Source organism: Williamsia sp. Leaf354, assembly GCF_001424365.1.
GTDB lineage: Bacteria > Actinomycetota > Actinomycetes > Mycobacteriales > Mycobacteriaceae > Williamsia_A.
The window spans coordinates 1537036-1556532 of sequence record NZ_LMPL01000001.1; the positions used below are offsets into that span (position 1 = coordinate 1537036).

The following is a 19497-nucleotide window of genomic DNA, read 5'->3' on the forward strand; positions in this document are numbered from 1 at the left end:
GGCCCCGGCGGGGGTGCGCGCGTGACCGCGGTGATCGCGACCATCAGCCTCAAGGGCGGTGTCGGCAAGACCACCGTGACCGCAGGGGTCGCGGAGTTCCTCGCCGGGGAGTTCGGACGCAGCGTGTTGCTCGTCGATCTCGACTCGCAGATCAACCTCACCACCATGTTCCTCGGCGACGCGCGGTGGCTGGCGTTGAACTCCGCCGGGCACACCCTGGCGACCCTGTTCGCCGACGCCGTCGACGGCACCGCCGAGTTCTCGCTCGAGAACACCCGTCAGCACAACGTGTCGACGGTGCGCGGCATCGGTGGCATCGATCTCATCCCGTCGTCGCTCGACCTCATCGAGGTGACCGAGGAGGTCAGCGCGATGCGGGTGCGCACCGACGACACCCTCGCCGGGGTGTCGGCGCTGCGGGATGCGTTGGCGCCCATCGCGAATGACTACGACATCGTCCTCATCGACTGCCCGCCCAACATGGGGCCGATCACCCTCAACGGCCTCGCCATGGCGGATGCCTACATCATCCCGACCATCCCGGATGTGCTGTCCACCTACGGTATCCCGCAGGTGCAGACCTACATCGGCCGCTTCGGCGACGAGATCGGTCGTCGGCTCGTCGAACTCGGTGTCGTGATCACGAAGTACAAGGCCAACTCCGCGGTCCATCGCGACACGGTGACGCGGCTGCGTCGTGACCCGTCGATCCAGAACGTGCTGCCCGGTTACCTCGGCGAGGCCAACGCGATCGCGGCGGCGGCGGCGTTCGCCGAGTACCCGACCCTGCGCGCGAAGTACGGCCGCACCCAGTTCGACCAGTTCCGCGAACTCGCCGGCACCATCCTCATCGAGGCGAACGCCAAGATCCCCGCAGCCACACCCTGACCCGCCCCACCCCACCCCGCCAGTTGGGCACGTAACGACCGCAGTTGGGCAGATAAACCCGCAGTTGGGCCCGTAACCTCGTCGGGTGGGCACCACATCACGATCGACCGCGCAGAATCGGGCCGCCGACCTCGATGCCGCGGATCCGCTGCGCTCGCATCTCGATCGATTCGTCACCGGCGGCGACGTGCAGGCGTACCTCGACGGCAACTCGCTGGGACGCCCGCTGCGGGTGACGGCCGAGCGGATGCGCGCCTTCGTCGACGAGGCGTGGGGCACCCGACTCATCCGGGGCTGGGACGAGGGGTGGTTCGATCTGCCGCTGCGACTGGGTGATCGGATCGGTGCGGTCACCCTCGGCGCAGCCGCGGGACAGACCGTCGTCGCCGATTCGACGACGGTCCTGCTGTACAAGCTGATCCGCGCGGCCCTCGCGCTGCGTCCCGGCCTCACCGACATCGTCGTCGACCGCGGCAACTTTCCCACCGACCGCTACCTCGCCGAGGGCATCGCCGCCGAGACCGGCGCGACACTGCGCTGGATCGACCCCGACCACGACGCCGGGGTCACCGTCGACCTCCTCGAGCCGGTGCTCGGCGATCAGACGGCGTTGGTGCTGGTCAGCCAGGTCGCCTACCGCTCGGGGCATCTCCTCGACGCCGCGGCGATCACCGATGCCGCGCACGCCCACGGAACGCTGGTCCTGCTCGACGTCTGCCACTCCGCAGGGGCCCTGCCGATCCACCTCGACAAGTGGGGCGTCGATCTCGCCGTGGGCTGCACCTACAAGTACCTCAACGGTGGGCCGGGCTCGCCGGCGTTCGCCTACGTCGCGCAACGACACCTCGCCGACGTCACCCAGCCCATCTGGGGATGGATGGGCGCGGCCGCATCGTTTGAGATGGGGCAGGGTTACGTTGCCGCGCAGGGTGTTCGACGCCTCCTGAGCGGGACACCGCCGATCGTCGCTATGCAGCCGATGATCGACATGCTCGATCTCATCGACGAGGCCGGTGTCGACGCGATCCGCGAGAAGTCGACGGCGCTCACCGGATTCGCGATCGACCTCGTCGACGAACGCCTCGCCGGCCACAGGGTCACCGTCGCGACACCCCGCGACCCCGACCGTCGCGGCGGTCACATCACCATCGACCACCCCGAGTCGCAACGCATCACGGCACGACTATGGGAGCGGGGCATCATCCCGGACTTCCGACGCCCCAGCGGGATCCGACTCGGACTGAGTCCGCTGAGCACCTCGTTCGCCGATGTGGCAACCGGCATCGAGGCGATCGCCGCGGAGCTCGAGAAACCGGCCTAGTGCGGTAGCGCCCGCTCGATCGCGGCCAGGGTCATCGCCCAGAGGCGCGTGGTCGGGTCGATGATCGCGAAGTGGTCACCGGGCGCGGTCACGGCCGTCACCTCGTCGCCGGCCGCGGTCGCCGCCTGGACGTACTCGGCGCTGATGTCGATCAGGTTCGGGTCGTCGTCGGTGCCGCACGCGATCACCTGTGTCACCCCGAGTGGGAGTCGGTGCCGCGGCGACGACGCCACGTCGTCGGCGGCCTTCGGATCGAAGCGATGTTTCATCGCGTTCTGCACCGCGCCGTCACCCATCCGCCGGTCGTCGGCCGTCTGCAGGTCGATCACCCCGGCCAACGACACCCCGAGCACCCGGCGATCGGTGTCGGCGGCGACCCGCAGGGCCAGCTGGCCGCCGGCCGAATGTCCGATCACCGCGACCGGACCGGTGGCCTCGACGGCACCGAGCGCGGCCGCGACATCAGCGGTGGTCGCCGCCCACCCGTTCTCGTCGGGCCGGCGATACTCGATGTTCCAGACCGCCAACCCCGTGTCGGCGAGCGCATCGGCCAGGGGGTCCATGAGGTCGAGCCGGTACTTCGAACGCCAGTAGCCGCCGTGGATCAACACCGCGGTCCAGCGTGGATCGGCCGGGGGCGTGCGGACCGCGATGTGCTGGTCGGCGTGATCGCCGTAGGTGACGGTGCGGTGGGTGACGTCGGTGCTCATAGGTTCGAGTGTGCCCGAGGCGGGCGTTCGACCGAAGTGCCCCGGGCCCCCGGGTCATCCGTGCCACGATGGGCGAATGGGATTGACGGTGGCGGTGACAGGTCCGACAGGTGAGATCGGGATCTCGGCGGTGACGGCTCTCGAGGCCGATCCGAAGGTCGACCGGATCCTCGGGATGGCGCGTCGACCGTTCGACCCGGCCGAGCACGGATGGACGAAAACCGAGTACCGCCAGGGTGACATCCTCGATCGCGACGCCGTCGACGCGCTTGTCGCCGACGCCGACGTCGTGATCCATCTGGCGTTCATCGTCATCGGTTCGCGCGAGGAGGCCGAGCGCATCAACCTCGCGGGCACGCGCACCGTGTTCTCGGCGACCATCGACGCGAAGCGCCCGACGCGGATGGTCTACACCTCGTCGGTCGCCGCGTACGGCTATCACGCCGACAACCCGTTGCCGCTCACCGAGGAGACCCCGATCCGGGGGACCAAGGAGCACTACTACTCGGCGCAGAAGGCGCAGTGCGAGGAGGCGATCGCCGATCTCGTCGCCGGCACCGACCTCGAGTTGTTCATGCTGCGGCCCTGCATCGTCGCCGGTCCGAAGGCTCCCGCACTTGCGAACGCGATGCCGTGGAACATGTTGCCGGGCATCGCGACGTCGGCGATCAACGCCGTTCCCGGATTGAAGGTCCCGTTCCCCGATCATGGTGTGCCGGTGCAGCTGGTCCACCACGACGACGTCGCCGCCGCGATCGCGTTGAGCGCCACCACCGACGCACCGGCCGGCGCCTACAACATCGCCGGTGACGGCACGGTCAGCCTCACCGAGATCGTCGACGCGCTCGGCGGCCGACCGGTACCGGTGCCGTCGTCGGCGGTGAAGATCGCGGCCGAGGCGGTCAAGCGCCTGCCGTTCATGCCGTCGTTCTTCGAGTGGATCCACATCGGTCGCACGTCGGTCGTCATGGACACCACCAAGGCCCGCGACGTCCTCGGGTGGACCCCGCAGTTCTCGGCGAAGGACACCCTCGAGGCCCTCGCCTACGCCCGCAAATCGCAGGAGTAACCGGGGGAGAACCCTCTCAGGCGCGGGTGATGCGGAAGATCGGGAACTTCCGGCCCTCGGCGGTCTTGGTGTAGTCGGCGAAGCCCGACGAGGCGTCGGTGAACTTCTTCCAGTCGGCGTCCCACTCGCTGTCTCCGACCTCGGTGACGTCGACGGTGATGGTGGCGACCTTCCCGTCGGCCGGGATCTCCATCTCGATCCGCGGGTTCGCCCGCAGGTTGTGCACCCACGCCGGGTGCTTCACCGCGCCGGCCGCGGAGCCGACGATGAGCCAGGTGTCGTTCTCGCTCAGAGCGAACAGCGGGTTGAGTCGGATGTCGCCGCTCTTGGCGCCGATGGAGTGCAGCACCACGAGGTTGTCGCCGAACCCGGCGGTCTCGACGTGCCCGTTGTTCGCGCGGAATTCGTTGATGATCATCTCGTTGAAGTCGGTCATGGACTCATCTTGGCAACCTCGATGCCACCACGGGAAGGAATGACCGTCGCCGATGCCGAGAGTTCACCCACGCAGGATCGGCGGGTACAGCAGCGAGGCATCGCCCGCGCGATAGACCTGGGCGTGACGCCCCCGCGCACCGGTCGAGGCCGTGGCCCCGCTGACGGCGCGCACGACATCGGGGGTCCCGAGCACCTTGCGCCGGAAGTTCGCGCGATCGAGAACGACCCCCCACACCGTCTCGTACACCGTCTGCAGATCACGCAGGGTGAACTCGTCGCCCACGAATTGCGTTGCCAACGTGGAGTACTCCAGCTTCGCGCGCACCCGCTCGATGGCGTCGTCGAGGATGGTGCGGTGGTCGAAGGCGAGTCCGTCGGCGATCTCGTCGACCGGTACCCAGGCCGCGTCGGCGGCGTCGGTGCCGGCTCGGGGTTCGGGCAGGTCGGGGGCGAACGCCACGTACGCCACCGACACCACACGCATGCGGGGATCGCGCGCAGGGTCGCTGTAGGTGGCCAGCTGCTCGATGTGGCCGTCGAACGTCGCCACGCCGGTCTCCTCGAGCAGTTCGCGGCGTGCGGCGGCGTCGGCGGATTCGTCGACGCGCACGAACCCGCCCGGCAGCGCCAGACGTCCGCGAAACGGTTCCTCCCCGCGGGTGATGAGCAGAATGCAGAACCGCCCCGCGCGCAGCGTCAGCACCGCCAGGTCGACGGTGACGGCGAACGGCGGGAACTCCTGCGCCGAGTACGTCACGACGCCACCAGCGGATCGGCGAACCGCATGCGGGCGGCCAGTGCCTGATCGGCCACCCGCACCGCCAGCTCGACGCGCTCGTCGGCACTGCCGGTGAGCAGCACCCATGAGCGACCGGACTGCGTGAGCGCCTCGATGAACCATCCCGTCATCTGCGCCCGCACGTGCTCGCCGTCCCGGATGCCGTCCTGTACGAACGGGACCCCGACGTGGTCGGTCACCAGGTAGACCGTCGCGGTGTCGCCGACCTCGGCGGTCGCGTGCGCGGAGTCCACCCCCAGGTAGCGCCGCTCCCACACCGTGGTCGCGAAAGCGTCGGTGTCGCAGACGAGCAGCGGTGAGCTGGTCCGCGCGGCCGCGTCCTCCATCGCCTGCTGCATCCGGGCGATCGAGGCGAAGTCGTCGCCGGTCCACGTCACGCCGTGCATGTCGGCGGTCGGGGTGACCGCGCGGAGGCGGTCGAGTTTCGTGATGGTCGCCTCGCGCCCGTACTCGGGTACCCATCGCGTGTCGGCCCACGCCCCGCCGCGCGATCGGAAGGCCTCGGCCACAGCGCAACTGACCGTGGTCGTACCCGTCGACTCGGCGCCCACCACCACGACCCGGGTGGTGAGTCCGGCGCGGGCAGGTGCGTCGAGGCAACGCCAGTGCGCCGCCAGATCGGCTCGGCACATCGTTCCCGACACCGGCGTCGTCGACCGCGCCGCGTCGTAGGACACGTGCGCAGCCTCGAACCAGTCGGCGAGCTGCGGGCCGTAGGACTCACTGCTCACCACCACGTCGACCGGCTCGTCGGTGACCGCACAGGCGGCGGCGCGCATGCAGGCGACCTGGGCCGCCCACACGGTCGGCGACGCATGGTCGATCGGTGCGTCGCAGGCGATCCCGGTGATGCGCACCGTGGCGTCATCGCGGTGGGACTCGCGCAGCCACGCCACACGATCGCCCAGCGGCATGGTCTCGACGGCCGACGACATCGCCACCACCGTGACCCGATCGGCCACGGTCGTGGCGTGCCGGATGAGACGGTGGTGTCCGAGGTGCGGGGGGTAGAACTTGCCGATGACCAGAGCGTGTCGGTACACGGGTCTCACGCCACCGCAACGGGTTCGGCGACCGCCGGTCGGGCGAGGTCGCGCCGCCACGCCCGGAGTCCGGCGACGCACAGCGCGAGAAAACCGACATAGAGCAGAGCGGTGAGCGCGAGCTCCTTGTAGAGGTACAGCGGCACGTAGATGACGTCGGCGGTGATCCACAGGATCCACGATTCCCACTTCTTCTTCGCCTGCCCCCAGGTCGCCAGCAGCGACAGTGTGGTGGTCACGGCATCGAAGAACGGCACCGTCGATTCGGTGGCCGTCGCGAGCAGCACGGTGAGCGCGGCGGTCGCGATCACCCCGACCACCGCCAGGACCGCCCACTGACGAGCGGTGGTGCCGGTGACCGCTCGTGGCAACGACTGGCGCCCCGCTGCCCAGAGGTACCACCCCCAGATCGCCAACGCGATGTAGATCAGTTGCAGTGCCGAGTCGGCGTAGAGGCCGGCGGTGAAGAACAGCAGGATGAACACCACGTTGTTGGCGATGCCGATCGGCCAGTTCCAGATGTTCTGTCGAGCAACGAGATATACGCACACGGCGCCGGTCACGAAACCGATCAACTCCGCCCACGAGACGGGGGTCCCCAACGCGCTCACCGCGGTCGTTCCGAGCCAATCGATGAGGCCCATGACACCCTCCGAACCTTTAGTAGTCGAACTGACCACAAAAGGCTAACACGGTTCGATCCGCCGATCCACGGATGTACGGCGAGATCGTCGCGCGTGGCCCAGACTGTTCGTCATGCCAGACTCAGACCCCTCGTTCGCGTCGTCCTTCCGGTGGACGAAGGTCGCGGGCACCGACGCCGTCGTCGCTCCCGGTGACCGGCTGACCTGGCCGCGCACGGTCAGCATCGGCTTGCAGCACGTCGTCGCCATGTTCGGCGCCACGTTCCTCGTGCCCGTACTCACCGGGTTCCCGCCTGCCACCACACTGCTCTTCTCCGGCATCGGCACGATCCTGTTCCTGCTCATCACCCGCAACCGCCTGCCGAGTTACCTCGGGTCGAGCTTCGCGATCATCGCTCCCGTCACCGCGGCGACAGCGTCCGACGGTATGGGATCCGCATTGGGTGGTCTGGTGATGGTCGGCCTGCTGCTCGTCGTCATCGGTGTCATCGTGCATGTCGCGGGTATCCGCTGGATCGAACTGTTGATGCCGCCGATCATCACCGGCACCATCGTCGCGGTCATCGGCCTCAACCTCGCGCCCACCGCGAAGACGAACTACGAGAAGGACGCGCTCACCGCGACCGTGGTGCTGGTCCTCCTGATCGCGGTGCTCGTCCTGTTCAAGGGACTCGTCGGACGTCTCGCCATCTTCGCGTGCGTGGTGCTCGGCTACCTGTTGGCGCTGGCGCGCGGCAAGGTCGAGACCGATGCGATCGGCGCCGCGAGCTGGGTCGGTTTCCCCGACTTCACCACCCCCACACTGCATCTGTCGGTGCTGCCGTTGTTCATCCCGGTCGTGCTGGTGCTCGTTGTGGAGAACATCGGTCACGTGAAGTCCATCCAGACCATGACCGGGATCGACTACGACAAGCAGATCGGTCGTGCACTCGCCGCCGACGGCATCGCCACCGTCCTCGCAGGCAGCGGCGGCGGTTCGGCGACCACCACCTACGCCGAGAACATCGGTGTGATGGCCGCGACGAAGGTCTACTCGACGGCCGCCTACTGGGTCGCCGGCATCGCTGCGGTGTTGCTCGGACTGTCGCCGAAGGTGGGTGCGGTCATCGCGTCGATCCCGCCGGGTGTGCTCGGTGGCGTCACCACCGCGCTCTACGGCCTCGTCGGCATCCTCGGTGTCAACATCTGGGTCAGCAGTCGCGTCGACTTCTCCAAGCCGATCAACCAGTTCACCGCGGCGATCCCGCTGGTCATCGGTATCGCCGACTTCAGCTGGACCATCGGTGATCTCAGCTTCGGCGGCATCGCCCTCGGTGCCGTCGCCGCACTGGTCATCTTCCACGCCATGCGCATCATCGGCGGCTGGCGTGGAACGGTCACCGCGCACGACGAACCGGCCGTCTCAGAGCGCTCCGCCCAGTAGTCCGGCCAGCAGCACGAAAACAGGCGGGATGCAGAGGAGAACACAGACCATCTGGCCGGGTCCCCGGCCGCCGACGGCACCGATGAACGCCGATGCGGTGGCGATGATCGCCGCCCACAACGCAAGGGGCATCGAGCTGTAATCGGCGTCGTGCGTGCCCGATTCGAAGTCCGACGCGAACTCGGGTTGACCCAGCAGCGACAGGACGAGGGCCGGAGCGACGATCGCGCCCAGCACCGCGATGAGGGCGGCGACGGTCCCGATCGCGCGTCGGCGCTCGTCGGGCAGGGGCTGGTGTGTGGTCTCGGTGGTGAGCATGACCTGATTCCACCGCCGCGCGGCGAATCGCGGCAGAGTAGCTCTACTCACGTCGAATGCGCGGAAACCACTCGCCCGGAATGCCGGGATCGCCGATCCTGGACGCATGACATGGGAGACGCATCCGGTCACGCCCGATCGGTTCGAGGATTTCGCCGACGTGATCAACCCGAATCGGCGCGCGACCCACTGTTGGTGTCTGTCGCATCGGATCAGGCTGCGCGAGATCGAGGAGCTCGGCGAGGGCAGTCGTGAACAGGCGATGCGGCGACTCACCGAGCGCGAACACCCACCCGGCGTGGTCGCCTACCGCGACGGGGTCCCGGTGGGGTGGTGCAACATCGGGCCCCGGTCGGAGATCACGCGGCTGGTCAACAGCAAGCTCATCCGGCCGGTCGACGACGTCGCGGTGTGGAGCATCGTGTGCGTCGTGGTGCGGGGTGGTCACCGCAAGCAGGGGGTGGCGGGCCAGGTGATCGACGGTGCCGTCGAGTACGCGCGGCGGGCGGGAGCCCCTGCGGTGGAGGCCTATCCGGTCGACCCTCCCGGTCGGATGGACACGACGATGGCCTTCGTGGGTACGCGGAGGATGTTCGCAGCCTCCGGTTTCGAGGTGATCGGCGAGACCGATGCGGTGGCGTCGAAGATGCCGCGACTCGTCATGCGCCGCGACCTCACCTGAGGCAGGGCCTCAGGGTTGACCGGTGATCGTCCGCGGCCACTGCATCGCGCGATCGAGCTGGGTCTTGGGGAAGCAGGGTGAGCTGATCGACACCGGGACCGTATCGGGGTTGGCGAGGACGTTCACGGTGTAGCCGTCGAATCCGGTGCCGTCGATGACGCCGCGGCCGCTGGTGGTGACCGTCCATCCCGCGGCGGTCAGCGCGTCGGCGGTCGTGGTGCGGGCGCGCGCCGCGTCGGTGTCGGCGGGCAGCAGCACCCACATCGCGAACTGCCAGCGGTAGGGCTGGTCGGGATCGTCGTCGTTGCCGTTGCAGGGCGCCGGATTCGGCGTCTGCTCGGAGTTGGGGAGTCCGGGCAACTCCACGGTGAGCGTGGCGCCCGGCCACGACAGCCCATCGGCGAGCTCCTGGAATCGCGTGATGATCTGCTTGTGTGCCTCGTCGTTGGTGACCATCGGGGAGTTCCCTTCGTCGGTACATGCGGTGAGCGCGCCGAGGCACACGACCAGCGATGCGATGCTGCGCCACGCGGTCATTCGGTCTCGTCTCCCCGTCCGGTCATGATGAGCGCCATATTCGTCAACGCCTGGTTCTGGGTGCCGTCGGGGTGGGTGTCCCAGTAGGCGCTGTGGTCGCTCAGGCGTGGGTGGTTGCTGTGGTCGGAGGTGAATCGCTGCGCGCCGAACTCGGGGTTGTTCGGGCTGATGCCGTGGATGCCCTCGGTGAGCCCGATGGGATCGGTGGTCGAGGTGCTCGCGTACACGTGCTGCGCCATGTCCGATGGCGCGACTCCGGTCAGCGACAGGTCGTCGGGTGAGTTCGGGCCACCGATGCCGGGGCTGGCGAGGAACACCAGGTCGTCGGCGTCGAGGGTGTGCCCCTCCGACGCGGCTTCGCCCACCACCACGGTGCCGTAACTGTGGCCCAGCACCGTGTTGTGGGAGGGAGAGGCGCCCTCGTGGGTGGCGCGCAGCCCGTCCTGGAAGGAGTCGAGGGGGCCGGCCGCACCGGCGGCCGACGCCGGACCCGCGGCCGCGCCGAGACCCTGCGGTGCGTCGTATCCGTACCAGGCCACCACCGAGGTCGCCGCGCGCGGATCGGCGCGTTCGGCCGCGCCCACCATCGTCTGGGCGCGGTCGATGCCGCCGCCGATGTTGCCCAGGTTCGAGCCGGTGCCGGGGACGTAGGTGGTCACGTTCGCGGCGGTGTCGGGGTTGTTGACCGCCACCGCGCCGCGTCCTCGGTCGTCGACCTGCAGCAGGAACCGCGGATTCGAGCCGGTCGGGTCGTCGAGTGCCTTCTCCAGCCCGGTGAGGGCTCGGTACCTCTCGGTGACCTTCGAGAACTCGTCTTCTCGTCGACCGTCGGCGACGTAGCCGCCGGGGCCGGGTGCGGCGGTCACCTTCCCGTCCTTGATGTAGGGGTTCGCCGCGATGTAGTCGTTGACCTTCGCGCGCTCGGCGATCTCCATCTCGGCGAGGTGGCGGCGGTTGAAGTGGTCGCGATCGGCCGCCGGTATCCCGTCCCGGTTGCCGACCGATCGATCGGCGTTCCACAGCGCTGCCTTCTCGTTCGCGCTCAACGTGTCCCAGAACGCGTTGAGCGCCTTCGGGTCCGACGGCAGCGACGCACGACCGTCGACGATCGCCGACACCTCCGGACGTACCGGTACCGACGTCGTCGCCCGGTCGGCGGCCTGACCGAGCGCGACGAGTGCAGCCTCGACCTGTCGTGCGAGATCGGCGTCGGCCTGCCCGGCGGTCGCGAGCGCCGCCATCAGGTCCTGCTGGTGCACAGCGGCATTCGTCGCCGCGATGGTCGCGGCCACGGCCCCGTCGGCGCCGGCCGGCACGTCGACGGGATGCCCCGGACGCGCGTCGGCCGGTGGGGTCACCGTCCCGTTGTCGGCGACGAGGTAACCGCCACCGGTGAGCGAGTCGGCGAGCGAACGGGCAACCTCACACGAGCGGACGAACGTGGGGCCGAGGCGATTGATGTCATCGGCGATGTCGAGGATCGCGATCCCGAGACGGTTGCTGAACTGCTTCTCCGCATCGGCCTGCGCCGATGATGCTCGCGCCGCGTCGCCCTGCCAGCTCTGCGACACCGCGTCGACGCCGCGCAGGAGGTCGTTCATCACGGCGTCGAAGGCGTCGACCGTCGAGTCGATCTGCGCGGCCGTGTCGGTGAGTGCCGAACCCTGCGTGCTCCACGCGCGCACCTGCGACACCGTCGGACTGCTCATCGGTGGTTACGGCTCCATGTTCAGCGTCGCGCGGATACCGGCCGCGTACGTGTCGTCGGCGAGGCCGACGGTGTCGGCCGCGGCGCGGTTGGCGGCGGCGAGAGCGTCCACCCGTGCCGCCACCTCGGCCAGCGCGGACTCCACGGACGCTTCGGCGCGAGCACACACGGCCGCGACGTCCGACCCGGCCAACCCGGAGATCGTTGCGCTGAAGGCCTTTCCGACGTCGAGACCGCGGATCGTCGTTGCGCTGGTGTGTTGCTTGCCCGCCAGTGCGCGGATGGCGTCGAGGTCGGCCTTCATCACGTCGGACACGGTGCACACTCCTCGCTGACGGTCGGGCCGATGGTGGTGTGGCCACACTAACTGTCCGGTATGTCCGAGGCGGCGAGCTCGGTGCCCTCCGTGCACAGACCCACTGTGGCCCGAAGTAACTGGGGAGAAGGCGGTCAGTGCGCGGTGAACGCCTCGTCGGGATACCAGCGGCGGTACACGTCGGGGTGCGCGCGGGTACGGCTCTTCCACGTGTTCTCGCCGTAGGTCGCGAACAGGGGATTCGCGGGGTCGGCCGTGATGCCGGGGGCCTGCGCGCCGTCGGGGGCGCCGATGGTGGGGATCACCGCGTCGAGCGAGGGGGCGAAGAAGTAGGGGATCGACAGACGTTCGGGGGCGTGCGGCGCGGTCAGCACCCGATGCCGCGTGGCCTTGAGGTAGCCGTCGGTGGCGACCTCCAGCATCTCGCCGATGTTGACGATGAAGGCGCCCTCGACCGCGGGTGCGTCGATCCACGTGCCGTCGGCGCGCTCGACCTGCAACCCGCGGGAGTCGTTCTCCAGCAACAGGATGGTGAGCACCCCGGAGTCCTTGTGCGCGCCGACGCCCTGGTCGTCCACCGCGCGGTCGTCGGTGCGCGCCGGGTAGCGGATGAGCTTGATGAGCGTCGCGGGCAGGGCGAAGGACTCGGTGAAGGTGTCGGCCGATGCGCCCAGCGCCACCGCCCACCGCGACAGCAGGTCCCGCGACACCCGCGCCAACTCGGTGTCGTAGGCGGCGACGGCCTCGCGGAGTTCGGGCGGTGCGGCGGGCCACTGGTTGGGGCCCTGTAGTCGCATCGGGCCGCGGGCGTCGGGCAGTGGTTGCCGTTCGGGTCCGATGTCGATCTGTTCGCGCCGGTCGACCGAACCGTTCGTCAGTTCGCCACCGAGCTGGTTGTAGCCCCGGAAGTGGGGGCTGTTGATCATCGCGATGGCCTGCTTGTCGGCGTCGGGCAGGGCGAAGAAGGCCCGCGCGGCGTCACGGATGCGGTTGATCGACGAGTCCGGGACTCCGTGGTCGACGAGGTGGAAGAACCCGACCTCGCTGCTCACCTGGGCCAGGCGCCTGCGTCCCGCGGCGGTGTCGAGGTCGGGGAGAGAGATCACCGGCAGCATGGGTTCGACGATAGGTGTGTGTCGGCACCCAGCGGCGACGGCGGAGGATTTCCCGCAGCGCTGAGCCGAACCCCGAGGACTCCGCAGGGGTCCGCAGTCGTAAAAGCAGCGGTCAGGACGTTGCGGCCACATCGAAATTACGTTTTCGGAAAAGATGTAACGGGCAGGCCGACATTTGCGACAATCCCCGTGAGATTCATGTGAGGCCACTGCGAGTTCACTGTCGTGAACCCGCGCGCGCGTGGCGTCCATCTGGTGCAGACGAAGCGGCAGAGGTTCACGACTCCCATGCGCTCGTCACCCCATCACCCGGCTCCGCGTGGAGCCCATGACTGTCCAGAGGTCGAAATGAATCGCAATGCCAAGGGTGCACTCGCTGCAGGTGCCGCCGTCGTCGTCCTCCTCGGCGGTGCCGGTTCGTACGCGCTGTGGAGCGACACCGCGACGGGCGCCAACGGCACCGTGACCACCGGTCAGTTGAAGCTGACCGCAGTCGGGACCCCCACGTGGAAGGACGTGTCGACCAACGGCATCGTCGGCGGCACCACCATCAACCCGGTCACCGACTTCCTCGTGCCGCAGGACACCTGGGAGTACACGACCACCTACACCGCGCTGGCCACTGGTAAGAACATGAAGGCCGAGGTCACGGTCAATCCGGGTACCGCGGGCGCCTTGCCCACCGGCGTCACTCTCACACCGAGCGCGACCGTCGCCGGCACCGCGGGCACCCCCGGCACCGCCGTCACCATCGTCCCGGGCGCCGCGCGCACCGTCGAGGTGAAGGTCACCGTCGCCTTCGCCGATGTCACCGGCACCACCAGTCAGAACACCCCGGTCAACGTGTCCGGGATGACGGTGAGCCTGAACCAGATCCGTCCCTGACGATGAGTCGGTCGGGTCTCACCCGGCTGGTCGTCGTCGCAGTCGCGGGCCTGGTGGTCGCACTGTCGCTCGCGACGGTGCGATCCACCGGTGCCCTGTGGTCCGACCGTGCCAACGCCGCATCGGCCACCGCCACCACCGGCGCGCTGACGCTCGTCGCGGGTAGCGGGTCGGGCTCGTCGTACCAGTTCCCGGGTCTGTCGGGTGCGAACGTCCTCACCGGTCAGCAGGTTCAGGCGCCGCTCGTGATCAGCAACGGCGGATCGACCCCGCTGCGGTATCGGCTCACCACCGCCGGACCGATCCTCACCTCGGGGCCTGCGGCCACGATCGTGGTCTCCGGTGCGGTCGGCGGGACGTGCGGTGCCGGGACCCTGACGGGCACCGCGACGTTCACGCCGATCACCACCTCGACGCCGGCCGCGACGACCGGTGTCTGGCGGACGCTCGCCCGCGGCGCGTCGGAGACCTGGTGCGTCCGCAGCGTTCTCCAGTCGGTCGCCACCGGCACCGGATCATCCACCTACAAGGTCGCTCTCACCTTCGGAACAGAACAGATCAGGCCATGACCACCCTGCACGACGAGCCCGACACCGCACGCGATCAGCGGCGCACCGGACCGCTCTGGTGGCTGTGGCAGACCGTCACCTGGCTCGTCCTGCTGTTCCTGGTGGGCATCCTGCTCGCCGCGATCGTGGTGCCGAAGATCGCCGGCGCGCAGCCGTACACCGTGCTCACCTCGTCGATGACGCCGAAGTACCCGCCGGGCACCCTCATCGTGGTGCGTCCGGTCGTCGCCGCCGATCTCGACATCGGTGACGTCGTGACCTACCAGATCCGTTCGGGCGAACCCGATGTCATCACCCACCGCATCGTCGGGGTGACGTTCGACCAGCAGGGCAACCGCATCTTCACCACCCAGGGCGACGCCGTCGGCAAGCCCGACGCCCGGCCGGTGCAGCGAGCGCAGATCCGCGGCGAACTCTGGTACTCGATCCCGTACCTCGGCTACGTCAACAATTGGATCACCGGCTCGGCCCGCCTGATCCTCGTCTACGGGATCGCCGGTGTGCTGTTCGGTTACGCGGCATGGCAGTTCGTGCGCTCTGTGCGCGAACGCCGCGCGACGAAGGCGTCGTGACCATGCGACTGCGGGCACTGGGTCTCGCGCTCATCAGCCGTCGGTTCCGGGCGGTCCTCTCGGTGGGGATGGTGCTCGGCATCGGGGTTGTCGGGACGTTGGCGCTGTGGTCGTCGTCGGTGACCACCACCTCGGGCACCTTCACCACCGCCACCATCTCGATCCTCGCCGACAACTCGAAGAGCGCGACCATCGCGTTCGCCCCGAACGGGCTGCTGCCCGGCAAGTCGGCCGCGAAGGTCATCACGGTATCCAACGCCGGCACCACCGCACTGCAGTACTCCGCTGCGGTGGCGAGCAACGACGCCCTCGGTCAGGGCATGACCCTCACCGTGGTGCCGAACGCCACCGCCACCAACGGTGTCTGCTCTGCGGGTACCGCGCTCACCACCGGCGCGACGATCACCGCGACGCCGACCACCTTCGTCACCGGACGCGGCCCGCTCGCCGCCGGCACCGGCGCCGAAACCCTCTGTGTGCAGGTCAACCTGCCCATCAGTGCCCTGGCGACGCTGGCCGGTACGTCCGGAACCGTCACGCTCACCTTCACCGGCACGGCAGGTGTCTGAGATGACGCCGCGTACACGCCGATACGTCGCCGAGACCGCCCTCACCCTGGGCGCGATCGCGGGTGTGCTGTGTGTGCTCGCCGCGGTGGCCGGCGTCGCATTCGGGCTGTCGCCGTTGATGTTCCGCACCGGTTCGATGGCGCCCACCATCGGTGTCGGCGACGTCGCCATCGCCCGGTCGGTCCCCGCGTCGAATGTTGCCGTCGGTGACATCGTCAGCGTGACCCGACCCGACGGCGAGCGTGTCACCCACCGCGTGGCGTCGATCGACGCCCGCGTCGGCAACTCGACCACCATGACTCTGCGCGGTGACGCGAACACCGTCGCCGATGCCGCGCCGTACACGGTGACCGCGGTCGACCGCGTGATGTTCGACATCCCGAAACTGGGGTACGTACTCGGCGTGTTCGCCAGTCCGTACGCCTGGGTGTTGGCGACGCTGGCGACCCTCGGACTGCTGTGGATCGCCTTCTGCCCCGACCGTCGAACGCCCCATGCCCCGGCGCCCGGGCGCCATGCCCGCCACGCCGCTCCCGAGCCGACGTCGCTGCGCCGCAGCACGATCGCCGTCCAGGTCGTGGCCGCACTGCTGGTGGTCGCGGCGGCGGTCACCGGGTTCGCGCGCACCAGCGGAACGCTCGCGGCACTCACCGATTCGGCCACCGCGTCGGGAACCGTGTCGGCGATCCGACCGACCGCACCCGCGTCGCTGTCGTGTGCGAACCAGTCCACCAGCGCGCGGCTGTCGTGGCCCAACCCCGCAGCCAGCCAGGGCTACGACTATCAACTGGTGTTCACCCCCACCTTTCTCGGCGGAAACCCGATCACGACGGTGGTGGCCGCGTCGACCACTGACCCCGCGAGCCTGCTCGTGTCCCGTACCTCGACCCCCGGCGCCCTCGGACTGGGCTTGTTGGGCACGTACTCCGTCGAATTGCGCAGCAAGGTCGGCAATTTCGTGTCCACGGGCCGGGTCACCATCAACCTCACGGTCTTTCTCGGCAGCGTGACCTGCGGTTCGAGCTCCGGGACGCCGTCGCAGACCGCTGCCGCCGCACGCCAGGCCGCACCCGCCACGACATCGTCGACACCATCCACCTCGACGTCGCCCTCGTCGGAGGCACCTGCCGCGAGTGCCGCCTCGAGCGCACCGTCGTCGACCACGTCGTCTCCCACGACCGCGGGGCTGAGTTCGACACCCACCACCTCCACGCCGTCACCGGCTCCCACGGCGCAGGCCGCGCCGGGCGTCGCCTCGCCGGACGGCGCGAGCACCGTGTCGGTCACCGACGGTGTCGTCGTCATCCGCGACACCGCGTCGGGCGCGGAGCAGTATCGCGCCGATCTGTCGGCGGCGTCGGTGAGCTGGGTCGACGACACCACCCTGCGCGTCACCGCGCGCGACGGGACGGTCACCACGCTGACACGCGTCGCCGGTGTGTGGAGTACGGCGGCCGCGGCGCCGACCACCGCTCCTGTGGGCTGAGGACTCCGCACCAGTCGACGAGGTCGTGCGCTCGGGTAACCTCACGTCCGATTCGTCCCGTACTTTCGACCGGCAGCCCCAGGAGTCACGATGAACACGAAGACCATCGGTGCGATCGCCGGTGTCGCGGCCTGTGTGGGGGTGCTGGCGGGATGTTCGTCCGACGGCACCACGGCCCTGCCGTCCGGCGCGGGGGAGGGCGCCGACACCGCCGCCGGCGCGACCGCGCAGAGCAACGGCAAGCCCCTGTCGAGCTACCTGTTGCAGCAGTCCGACGTGCCCGCCGGGTTCACCGCATTGCAGGTGCCTGCGGGTGCGGGTGACCTGAGCGGGTCGGTGCTCGACGCGACTAAGAACGCCACGATCACACCCGCCTCGTGCCAGCCCGATCTGTCGGGCCTGTCGACCGACGACGCCGAGAACGCCCCGAAGGCGTTGTTCACCAATGCTTCTGCGGGTACGTCGATCATCTCCGCGGTCAACCCTGCATCGAACTCGAACGCATCGGTGAGCAGCTTCAAAAAATACAACCTGGGGGAGTGCTCGAGCTACCAGCTGACGTCGTCGGTGGATGGCCAGTCGTTCACCGCGTCGGTACAGACCGAGGATGCGGGCGTCGAGGTGCCCGGCATCGACAACTCGGTGACCGTTCAGCAGACCAGTCGGACACAGATCCCCGGCGTCGGACCGCGGACCTCGGTGTTGCTGATCGCCCTCATCCCGGTGCCCGGCGGCACCATGACCGTCCAGGTCGGCAACGTCCTCGGTGGCACCGCTCCCGACAAGTCGCTGTTCTCCACCGTCGTCGACGCCGCAGCGAAGCGCGTGACGGGCTGACCACGACGATCAACCATGCTTTCTCGTACTGACTGCGCGACAATCAACGAGGCCCACACGAGGAGGTTCGGACATGGTGATCGCAATTCTGGTGCTCAGTGCGTTCGTGCTCGGCGTGGGCGTGATGGTGAAGCAGACCAATCGTGAGCAATCCGAGCAGCCTGCGAAGCGTGTCGGCCGGGCGGGTATCACCCCGATCTACAAACGTTCCTCGCCGATGGACATCGGCGGTGGCGTGGGCTATCTCGGCGGGACGAGTTGGTCGGACGGCGGGTCGGGAGGCTTCGACGGCGGTTCCTGCGGTCCGGGTGACGGGGGATCGGGCGGCGGCGACTCGGGCGGGTGCTGACCGCAGATCGCCGCACGGCGCCGGATCACCACCCGCCACCGGCGAGCCGGGTGATCAGCGGATAGGCCTGGAGCGCAAGCAATACGACGCACGCGTTCCGCGTTCGGCCTCGTCCCCGGGTCACGCCGATCACGGCGGATCCCAAGGAGACCACCGCGAGTACGGCTGTGATCACGAAAAGCGATGTCGAATCGTCCGATGTTCCCCCGCCCAACGCCTCGCCCATGGCCGCGAGATACAACGCTGGGACGATGAAGAACAACGACCAGCCGAGGACCGCGGCATACTTCGGGACATCGGACTCGGGGGAGGAGCGGTTGTCGAGTCGGGTGACGGCGTCGCGTGTCTGTGTCATGTCGTCATTCCACAGCCGGAGCGGTGAGACGTCATCGGTACATCTACTCAGCCGCGCCGATGGACCCTCGGTCGTCAGGCAGCGATCATGACCTCATGAGCATCTCCGTGGACCTCCGGTCGGTCGTCGACGCCATCGCGCCGGCGCGCACCGTGACCGTCCTGACGGGTGCCGGGATGTCCGCCGAGAGCGGGGTTCCGACCTTTCGTGATGTCCAGACCGGGCTGTGGGCGCGCTACGACCCGATGACGCTGGCCACCCCGGAGGCGTGGGACGACGACCCGGCGTTGGTGTGGGCCTGGTATCAGCGCCGGCGGGCGATGGTGACCGCGGTGGAACCCAACGACGGTCATCGTGCCCTCGCCGGGTGGGCACGATCGGCCGACATCCGAGTGATGACCCAGAACGTCGACGACCTCCACGAGCGAGCGGGCAGCACCGAGGTCGTCCATGTCCACGGCAGCCTGTTCGCATGTCGGTGTGACACCTGCGGACGGGCGTACGAGCCCGAGGTGGTCGACCTCGACACCGATCGCATCGATCCACCGGAGTGCGATTGCGGGGGACTCGTCCGGCCCGGTGTCGTGTGGTTCGGGGAAGCGTTGCCACAGAACGCCTTCGCCGAGGCGACCGCTCGTGCCGAGGCGGCAGATGTCTTCGTCCTCGTCGGGACGTCAGGCGTGGTCTACCCCGCCGCCGGCCTGCCGCATATCGCCCGCGCGGCCGGCGCGACCATCATCGAGATCAATCCCCACGAGACCGACCTCTCCGACGCCTGCGACATCACCATCCGCTCGACGGCGGCCGTCGCGATCCCTGCGATCGTCGACGCCTGTACATCGTGAACCGCGACGCCCCGCGGGC

Annotated in this window: 24 protein-coding genes; 13 read left to right on the forward strand and 11 right to left on the reverse strand. The window is 68.8% G+C overall.

Annotation, left to right across the window (positions count from 1 at the left end; translation table 11 throughout):
- Window positions 1-21 precede the first annotated feature (21 nt).
- Window positions 22-888 (forward strand): ParA family protein, encoded by an 867-nt coding sequence (locus ASG12_RS07400; RefSeq protein WP_055786939.1) that lies wholly within the window; start codon window positions 22-24, stop codon window positions 886-888.
- A gap of 85 nt (window positions 889-973) precedes the next feature.
- Window positions 974-2209 carry a kynureninase gene (kynU, locus tag ASG12_RS07405; RefSeq protein WP_055786942.1) on the forward strand — a complete coding sequence of 412 codons (1236 nt, stop codon included), beginning with the start codon at window positions 974-976 and terminating at the stop codon, window positions 2207-2209.
- Here the strand turns inward: kynU and ASG12_RS07410 are convergent.
- Window positions 2206-2919, reverse strand: coding sequence for an alpha/beta hydrolase (locus ASG12_RS07410; RefSeq protein ID WP_055786945.1), 714 nt, complete (start codon window positions 2917-2919; stop codon window positions 2206-2208). The two genes, kynU and ASG12_RS07410, sit on opposite strands and share 4 nt — an antisense overlap.
- A 76-nt stretch (window positions 2920-2995) precedes the next feature.
- Here ASG12_RS07410 and ASG12_RS07415 point away from each other — a divergent pair, with 76 nt between their 5' ends.
- Window positions 2996-3988 carry an NAD-dependent epimerase/dehydratase family protein gene (locus tag ASG12_RS07415; protein ID WP_055786948.1) on the forward strand — a complete coding sequence of 331 codons (993 nt, stop codon included), beginning with the start codon at window positions 2996-2998 and terminating at the stop codon, window positions 3986-3988.
- A gap of 16 nt (window positions 3989-4004) precedes the next feature.
- On the opposite strand, the gene ASG12_RS07420 is transcribed toward ASG12_RS07415, so the two are convergent.
- The 4 genes from ASG12_RS07420 to pnuC form a co-directional block, all read right to left on the reverse strand.
- A complete protein-coding gene (locus tag ASG12_RS07420; RefSeq protein WP_055786951.1) occupies window positions 4005-4424 on the reverse strand; it encodes a nitroreductase/quinone reductase family protein in 420 nt (139 codons plus the stop codon).
- Window positions 4425-4487: 63 nt separating this feature from the next.
- On the reverse strand, window positions 4488-5183 hold the full coding sequence (locus ASG12_RS07425) for an NUDIX hydrolase (protein WP_055786954.1): 696 nt from the start codon (window positions 5181-5183) through the stop codon (window positions 4488-4490).
- On the reverse strand, window positions 5180-6268 hold the full coding sequence (locus ASG12_RS07430) for an AAA family ATPase (protein WP_055786957.1): 1089 nt from the start codon (window positions 6266-6268) through the stop codon (window positions 5180-5182). The genes ASG12_RS07425 and ASG12_RS07430 overlap by 4 nt, the downstream gene beginning before the upstream one ends.
- 5 nt (window positions 6269-6273) lie before the next feature.
- A complete protein-coding gene (gene pnuC / locus ASG12_RS07435; protein WP_055786960.1) occupies window positions 6274-6912 on the reverse strand; it encodes a nicotinamide riboside transporter PnuC in 639 nt (212 codons plus the stop codon).
- Between the two features lie 112 nt (window positions 6913-7024).
- Between pnuC and ASG12_RS07440 the strand changes: the two genes are divergently transcribed.
- Entirely contained in the window at window positions 7025-8335 is a 1311-nt protein-coding gene (locus ASG12_RS07440; RefSeq protein WP_055786963.1) for a uracil-xanthine permease family protein, read from the forward strand.
- On the opposite strand, the gene ASG12_RS07445 is transcribed toward ASG12_RS07440, so the two are convergent.
- Window positions 8315-8653, reverse strand: coding sequence for a hypothetical protein (locus ASG12_RS07445; protein WP_055786966.1), 339 nt, complete (start codon window positions 8651-8653; stop codon window positions 8315-8317). The two genes, ASG12_RS07440 and ASG12_RS07445, sit on opposite strands and share 21 nt — an antisense overlap.
- Window positions 8654-8759: 106 nt before the next feature.
- On the opposite strand from ASG12_RS07445, the gene ASG12_RS07450 reads away from it, so the two are divergent.
- A complete protein-coding gene (locus tag ASG12_RS07450; RefSeq protein WP_055786969.1) occupies window positions 8760-9335 on the forward strand; it encodes a GNAT family N-acetyltransferase in 576 nt (191 codons plus the stop codon).
- Between the two features lie 9 nt (window positions 9336-9344).
- Here ASG12_RS07450 and ASG12_RS07455 read toward each other — a convergent pair whose 3' ends face one another.
- The 4 genes from ASG12_RS07455 to ASG12_RS07470 all read right to left on the reverse strand — a co-directional run bounded on the left by ASG12_RS07455 (window position 9345) and on the right by ASG12_RS07470 (window position 13011).
- Window positions 9345-9872: a hypothetical protein gene (locus ASG12_RS07455; RefSeq protein ID WP_055786972.1), complete on the reverse strand. Its 528-nt coding sequence runs from the start codon at window positions 9870-9872 to the stop codon at window positions 9345-9347.
- Window positions 9869-11581: an alpha/beta hydrolase gene (locus ASG12_RS07460; protein WP_055786974.1), complete on the reverse strand. Its 1713-nt coding sequence runs from the start codon at window positions 11579-11581 to the stop codon at window positions 9869-9871. The genes ASG12_RS07455 and ASG12_RS07460 overlap by 4 nt, the downstream gene beginning before the upstream one ends.
- A 6-nt stretch (window positions 11582-11587) precedes the next feature.
- Window positions 11588-11896 (reverse strand): hypothetical protein, encoded by a 309-nt coding sequence (locus tag ASG12_RS07465; RefSeq protein WP_156377957.1) that lies wholly within the window; start codon window positions 11894-11896, stop codon window positions 11588-11590.
- Window positions 11897-12030: 134 nt separating this feature from the next.
- Complete coding sequence (locus tag ASG12_RS07470) at window positions 12031-13011, reverse strand: isopenicillin N synthase family dioxygenase (protein ID WP_055786978.1); 981 nt, start codon at window positions 13009-13011, stop codon at window positions 12031-12033.
- A 348-nt stretch (window positions 13012-13359) separates the two neighbouring features.
- Between ASG12_RS07470 and ASG12_RS07475 the strand changes: the two genes are divergently transcribed.
- From ASG12_RS07475 to ASG12_RS21965, 7 genes are all read left to right on the forward strand, one after another.
- Complete coding sequence (locus tag ASG12_RS07475) at window positions 13360-13896, forward strand: alternate-type signal peptide domain-containing protein (RefSeq protein ID WP_055786981.1); 537 nt, start codon at window positions 13360-13362, stop codon at window positions 13894-13896.
- A 2-nt stretch (window positions 13897-13898) separates the two neighbouring features.
- Window positions 13899-14465 carry a hypothetical protein gene (locus tag ASG12_RS07480; RefSeq protein ID WP_055786983.1) on the forward strand — a complete coding sequence of 189 codons (567 nt, stop codon included), beginning with the start codon at window positions 13899-13901 and terminating at the stop codon, window positions 14463-14465.
- Complete coding sequence (locus ASG12_RS07485) at window positions 14462-15037, forward strand: signal peptidase I (RefSeq protein WP_055786986.1); 576 nt, start codon at window positions 14462-14464, stop codon at window positions 15035-15037. The genes ASG12_RS07480 and ASG12_RS07485 overlap by 4 nt, the downstream gene beginning before the upstream one ends.
- Before the next feature lie 2 nt (window positions 15038-15039).
- Window positions 15040-15606, forward strand: a complete 567-nt coding sequence (locus ASG12_RS07490) for a SipW-dependent-type signal peptide-containing protein (RefSeq protein WP_055786989.1) — start codon at window positions 15040-15042, stop codon at window positions 15604-15606.
- Between the two features lies 1 nt (window position 15607).
- Window positions 15608-17092: a signal peptidase I gene (locus tag ASG12_RS07495; protein ID WP_055786991.1), complete on the forward strand. Its 1485-nt coding sequence runs from the start codon at window positions 15608-15610 to the stop codon at window positions 17090-17092.
- A 90-nt stretch (window positions 17093-17182) separates the two neighbouring features.
- Window positions 17183-17929, forward strand: coding sequence for a hypothetical protein (locus ASG12_RS07500; RefSeq protein WP_055786994.1), 747 nt, complete (start codon window positions 17183-17185; stop codon window positions 17927-17929).
- Window positions 17930-18002: 73 nt separating this feature from the next.
- Window positions 18003-18278, forward strand: coding sequence for a hypothetical protein (locus ASG12_RS21965; protein WP_055786997.1), 276 nt, complete (start codon window positions 18003-18005; stop codon window positions 18276-18278).
- A 25-nt stretch (window positions 18279-18303) separates the two neighbouring features.
- On the opposite strand, the gene ASG12_RS07510 is transcribed toward ASG12_RS21965, so the two are convergent.
- Window positions 18304-18633: a hypothetical protein gene (locus ASG12_RS07510; protein WP_055786999.1), complete on the reverse strand. Its 330-nt coding sequence runs from the start codon at window positions 18631-18633 to the stop codon at window positions 18304-18306.
- Between the two features lie 95 nt (window positions 18634-18728).
- Here ASG12_RS07510 and ASG12_RS07515 point away from each other — a divergent pair, with 95 nt between their 5' ends.
- Window positions 18729-19478, forward strand: a complete 750-nt coding sequence (locus ASG12_RS07515) for an SIR2 family NAD-dependent protein deacylase (RefSeq protein WP_055787002.1) — start codon at window positions 18729-18731, stop codon at window positions 19476-19478.
- The last annotated feature ends 19 nt before the right edge of the window (window positions 19479-19497 follow it).

What these genes read in the sequence shown, in the direction of transcription:
- ASG12_RS07410 (WP_055786945.1), bottom strand. Translation starts at nt 2,919, where the DNA reads ATGAGCACCGACGTCACCCACCGCACCGTCACCTACGGCGATCACGCC.
- ASG12_RS07415 (WP_055786948.1), top strand. Translation starts at nt 2,996, where the DNA reads ATGGGATTGACGGTGGCGGTGACAGGTCCGACAGGTGAGATCGGGATC.
- ASG12_RS07420 (WP_055786951.1), bottom strand. Translation starts at nt 4,424, where the DNA reads ATGACCGACTTCAACGAGATGATCATCAACGAATTCCGCGCGAACAAC.
- pnuC (WP_055786960.1), bottom strand. Translation starts at nt 6,912, where the DNA reads ATGGGCCTCATCGATTGGCTCGGAACGACCGCGGTGAGCGCGTTGGGG.
- ASG12_RS07440 (WP_055786963.1), top strand. Translation starts at nt 7,025, where the DNA reads ATGCCAGACTCAGACCCCTCGTTCGCGTCGTCCTTCCGGTGGACGAAG.
- ASG12_RS07445 (WP_055786966.1), bottom strand. Translation starts at nt 8,653, where the DNA reads ATGCTCACCACCGAGACCACACACCAGCCCCTGCCCGACGAGCGCCGA.
- ASG12_RS07450 (WP_055786969.1), top strand. Translation starts at nt 8,760, where the DNA reads ATGACATGGGAGACGCATCCGGTCACGCCCGATCGGTTCGAGGATTTC.
- ASG12_RS07455 (WP_055786972.1), bottom strand. Translation starts at nt 9,872, where the DNA reads ATGACCGCGTGGCGCAGCATCGCATCGCTGGTCGTGTGCCTCGGCGCG.
- ASG12_RS07460 (WP_055786974.1), bottom strand. Translation starts at nt 11,581, where the DNA reads ATGAGCAGTCCGACGGTGTCGCAGGTGCGCGCGTGGAGCACGCAGGGT.
- ASG12_RS07470 (WP_055786978.1), bottom strand. Translation starts at nt 13,011, where the DNA reads ATGCTGCCGGTGATCTCTCTCCCCGACCTCGACACCGCCGCGGGACGC.
- ASG12_RS07475 (WP_055786981.1), top strand. Translation starts at nt 13,360, where the DNA reads ATGAATCGCAATGCCAAGGGTGCACTCGCTGCAGGTGCCGCCGTCGTC.
- ASG12_RS07480 (WP_055786983.1), top strand. Translation starts at nt 13,899, where the DNA reads ATGAGTCGGTCGGGTCTCACCCGGCTGGTCGTCGTCGCAGTCGCGGGC.
- ASG12_RS07485 (WP_055786986.1), top strand. Translation starts at nt 14,462, where the DNA reads ATGACCACCCTGCACGACGAGCCCGACACCGCACGCGATCAGCGGCGC.
- ASG12_RS07490 (WP_055786989.1), top strand. Translation starts at nt 15,040, where the DNA reads ATGCGACTGCGGGCACTGGGTCTCGCGCTCATCAGCCGTCGGTTCCGG.
- ASG12_RS07495 (WP_055786991.1), top strand. Translation starts at nt 15,608, where the DNA reads ATGACGCCGCGTACACGCCGATACGTCGCCGAGACCGCCCTCACCCTG.
- ASG12_RS07500 (WP_055786994.1), top strand. Translation starts at nt 17,183, where the DNA reads ATGAACACGAAGACCATCGGTGCGATCGCCGGTGTCGCGGCCTGTGTG.
- ASG12_RS21965 (WP_055786997.1), top strand. Translation starts at nt 18,003, where the DNA reads ATGGTGATCGCAATTCTGGTGCTCAGTGCGTTCGTGCTCGGCGTGGGC.
- ASG12_RS07510 (WP_055786999.1), bottom strand. Translation starts at nt 18,633, where the DNA reads ATGACACAGACACGCGACGCCGTCACCCGACTCGACAACCGCTCCTCC.
- ASG12_RS07515 (WP_055787002.1), top strand. Translation starts at nt 18,729, where the DNA reads ATGAGCATCTCCGTGGACCTCCGGTCGGTCGTCGACGCCATCGCGCCG.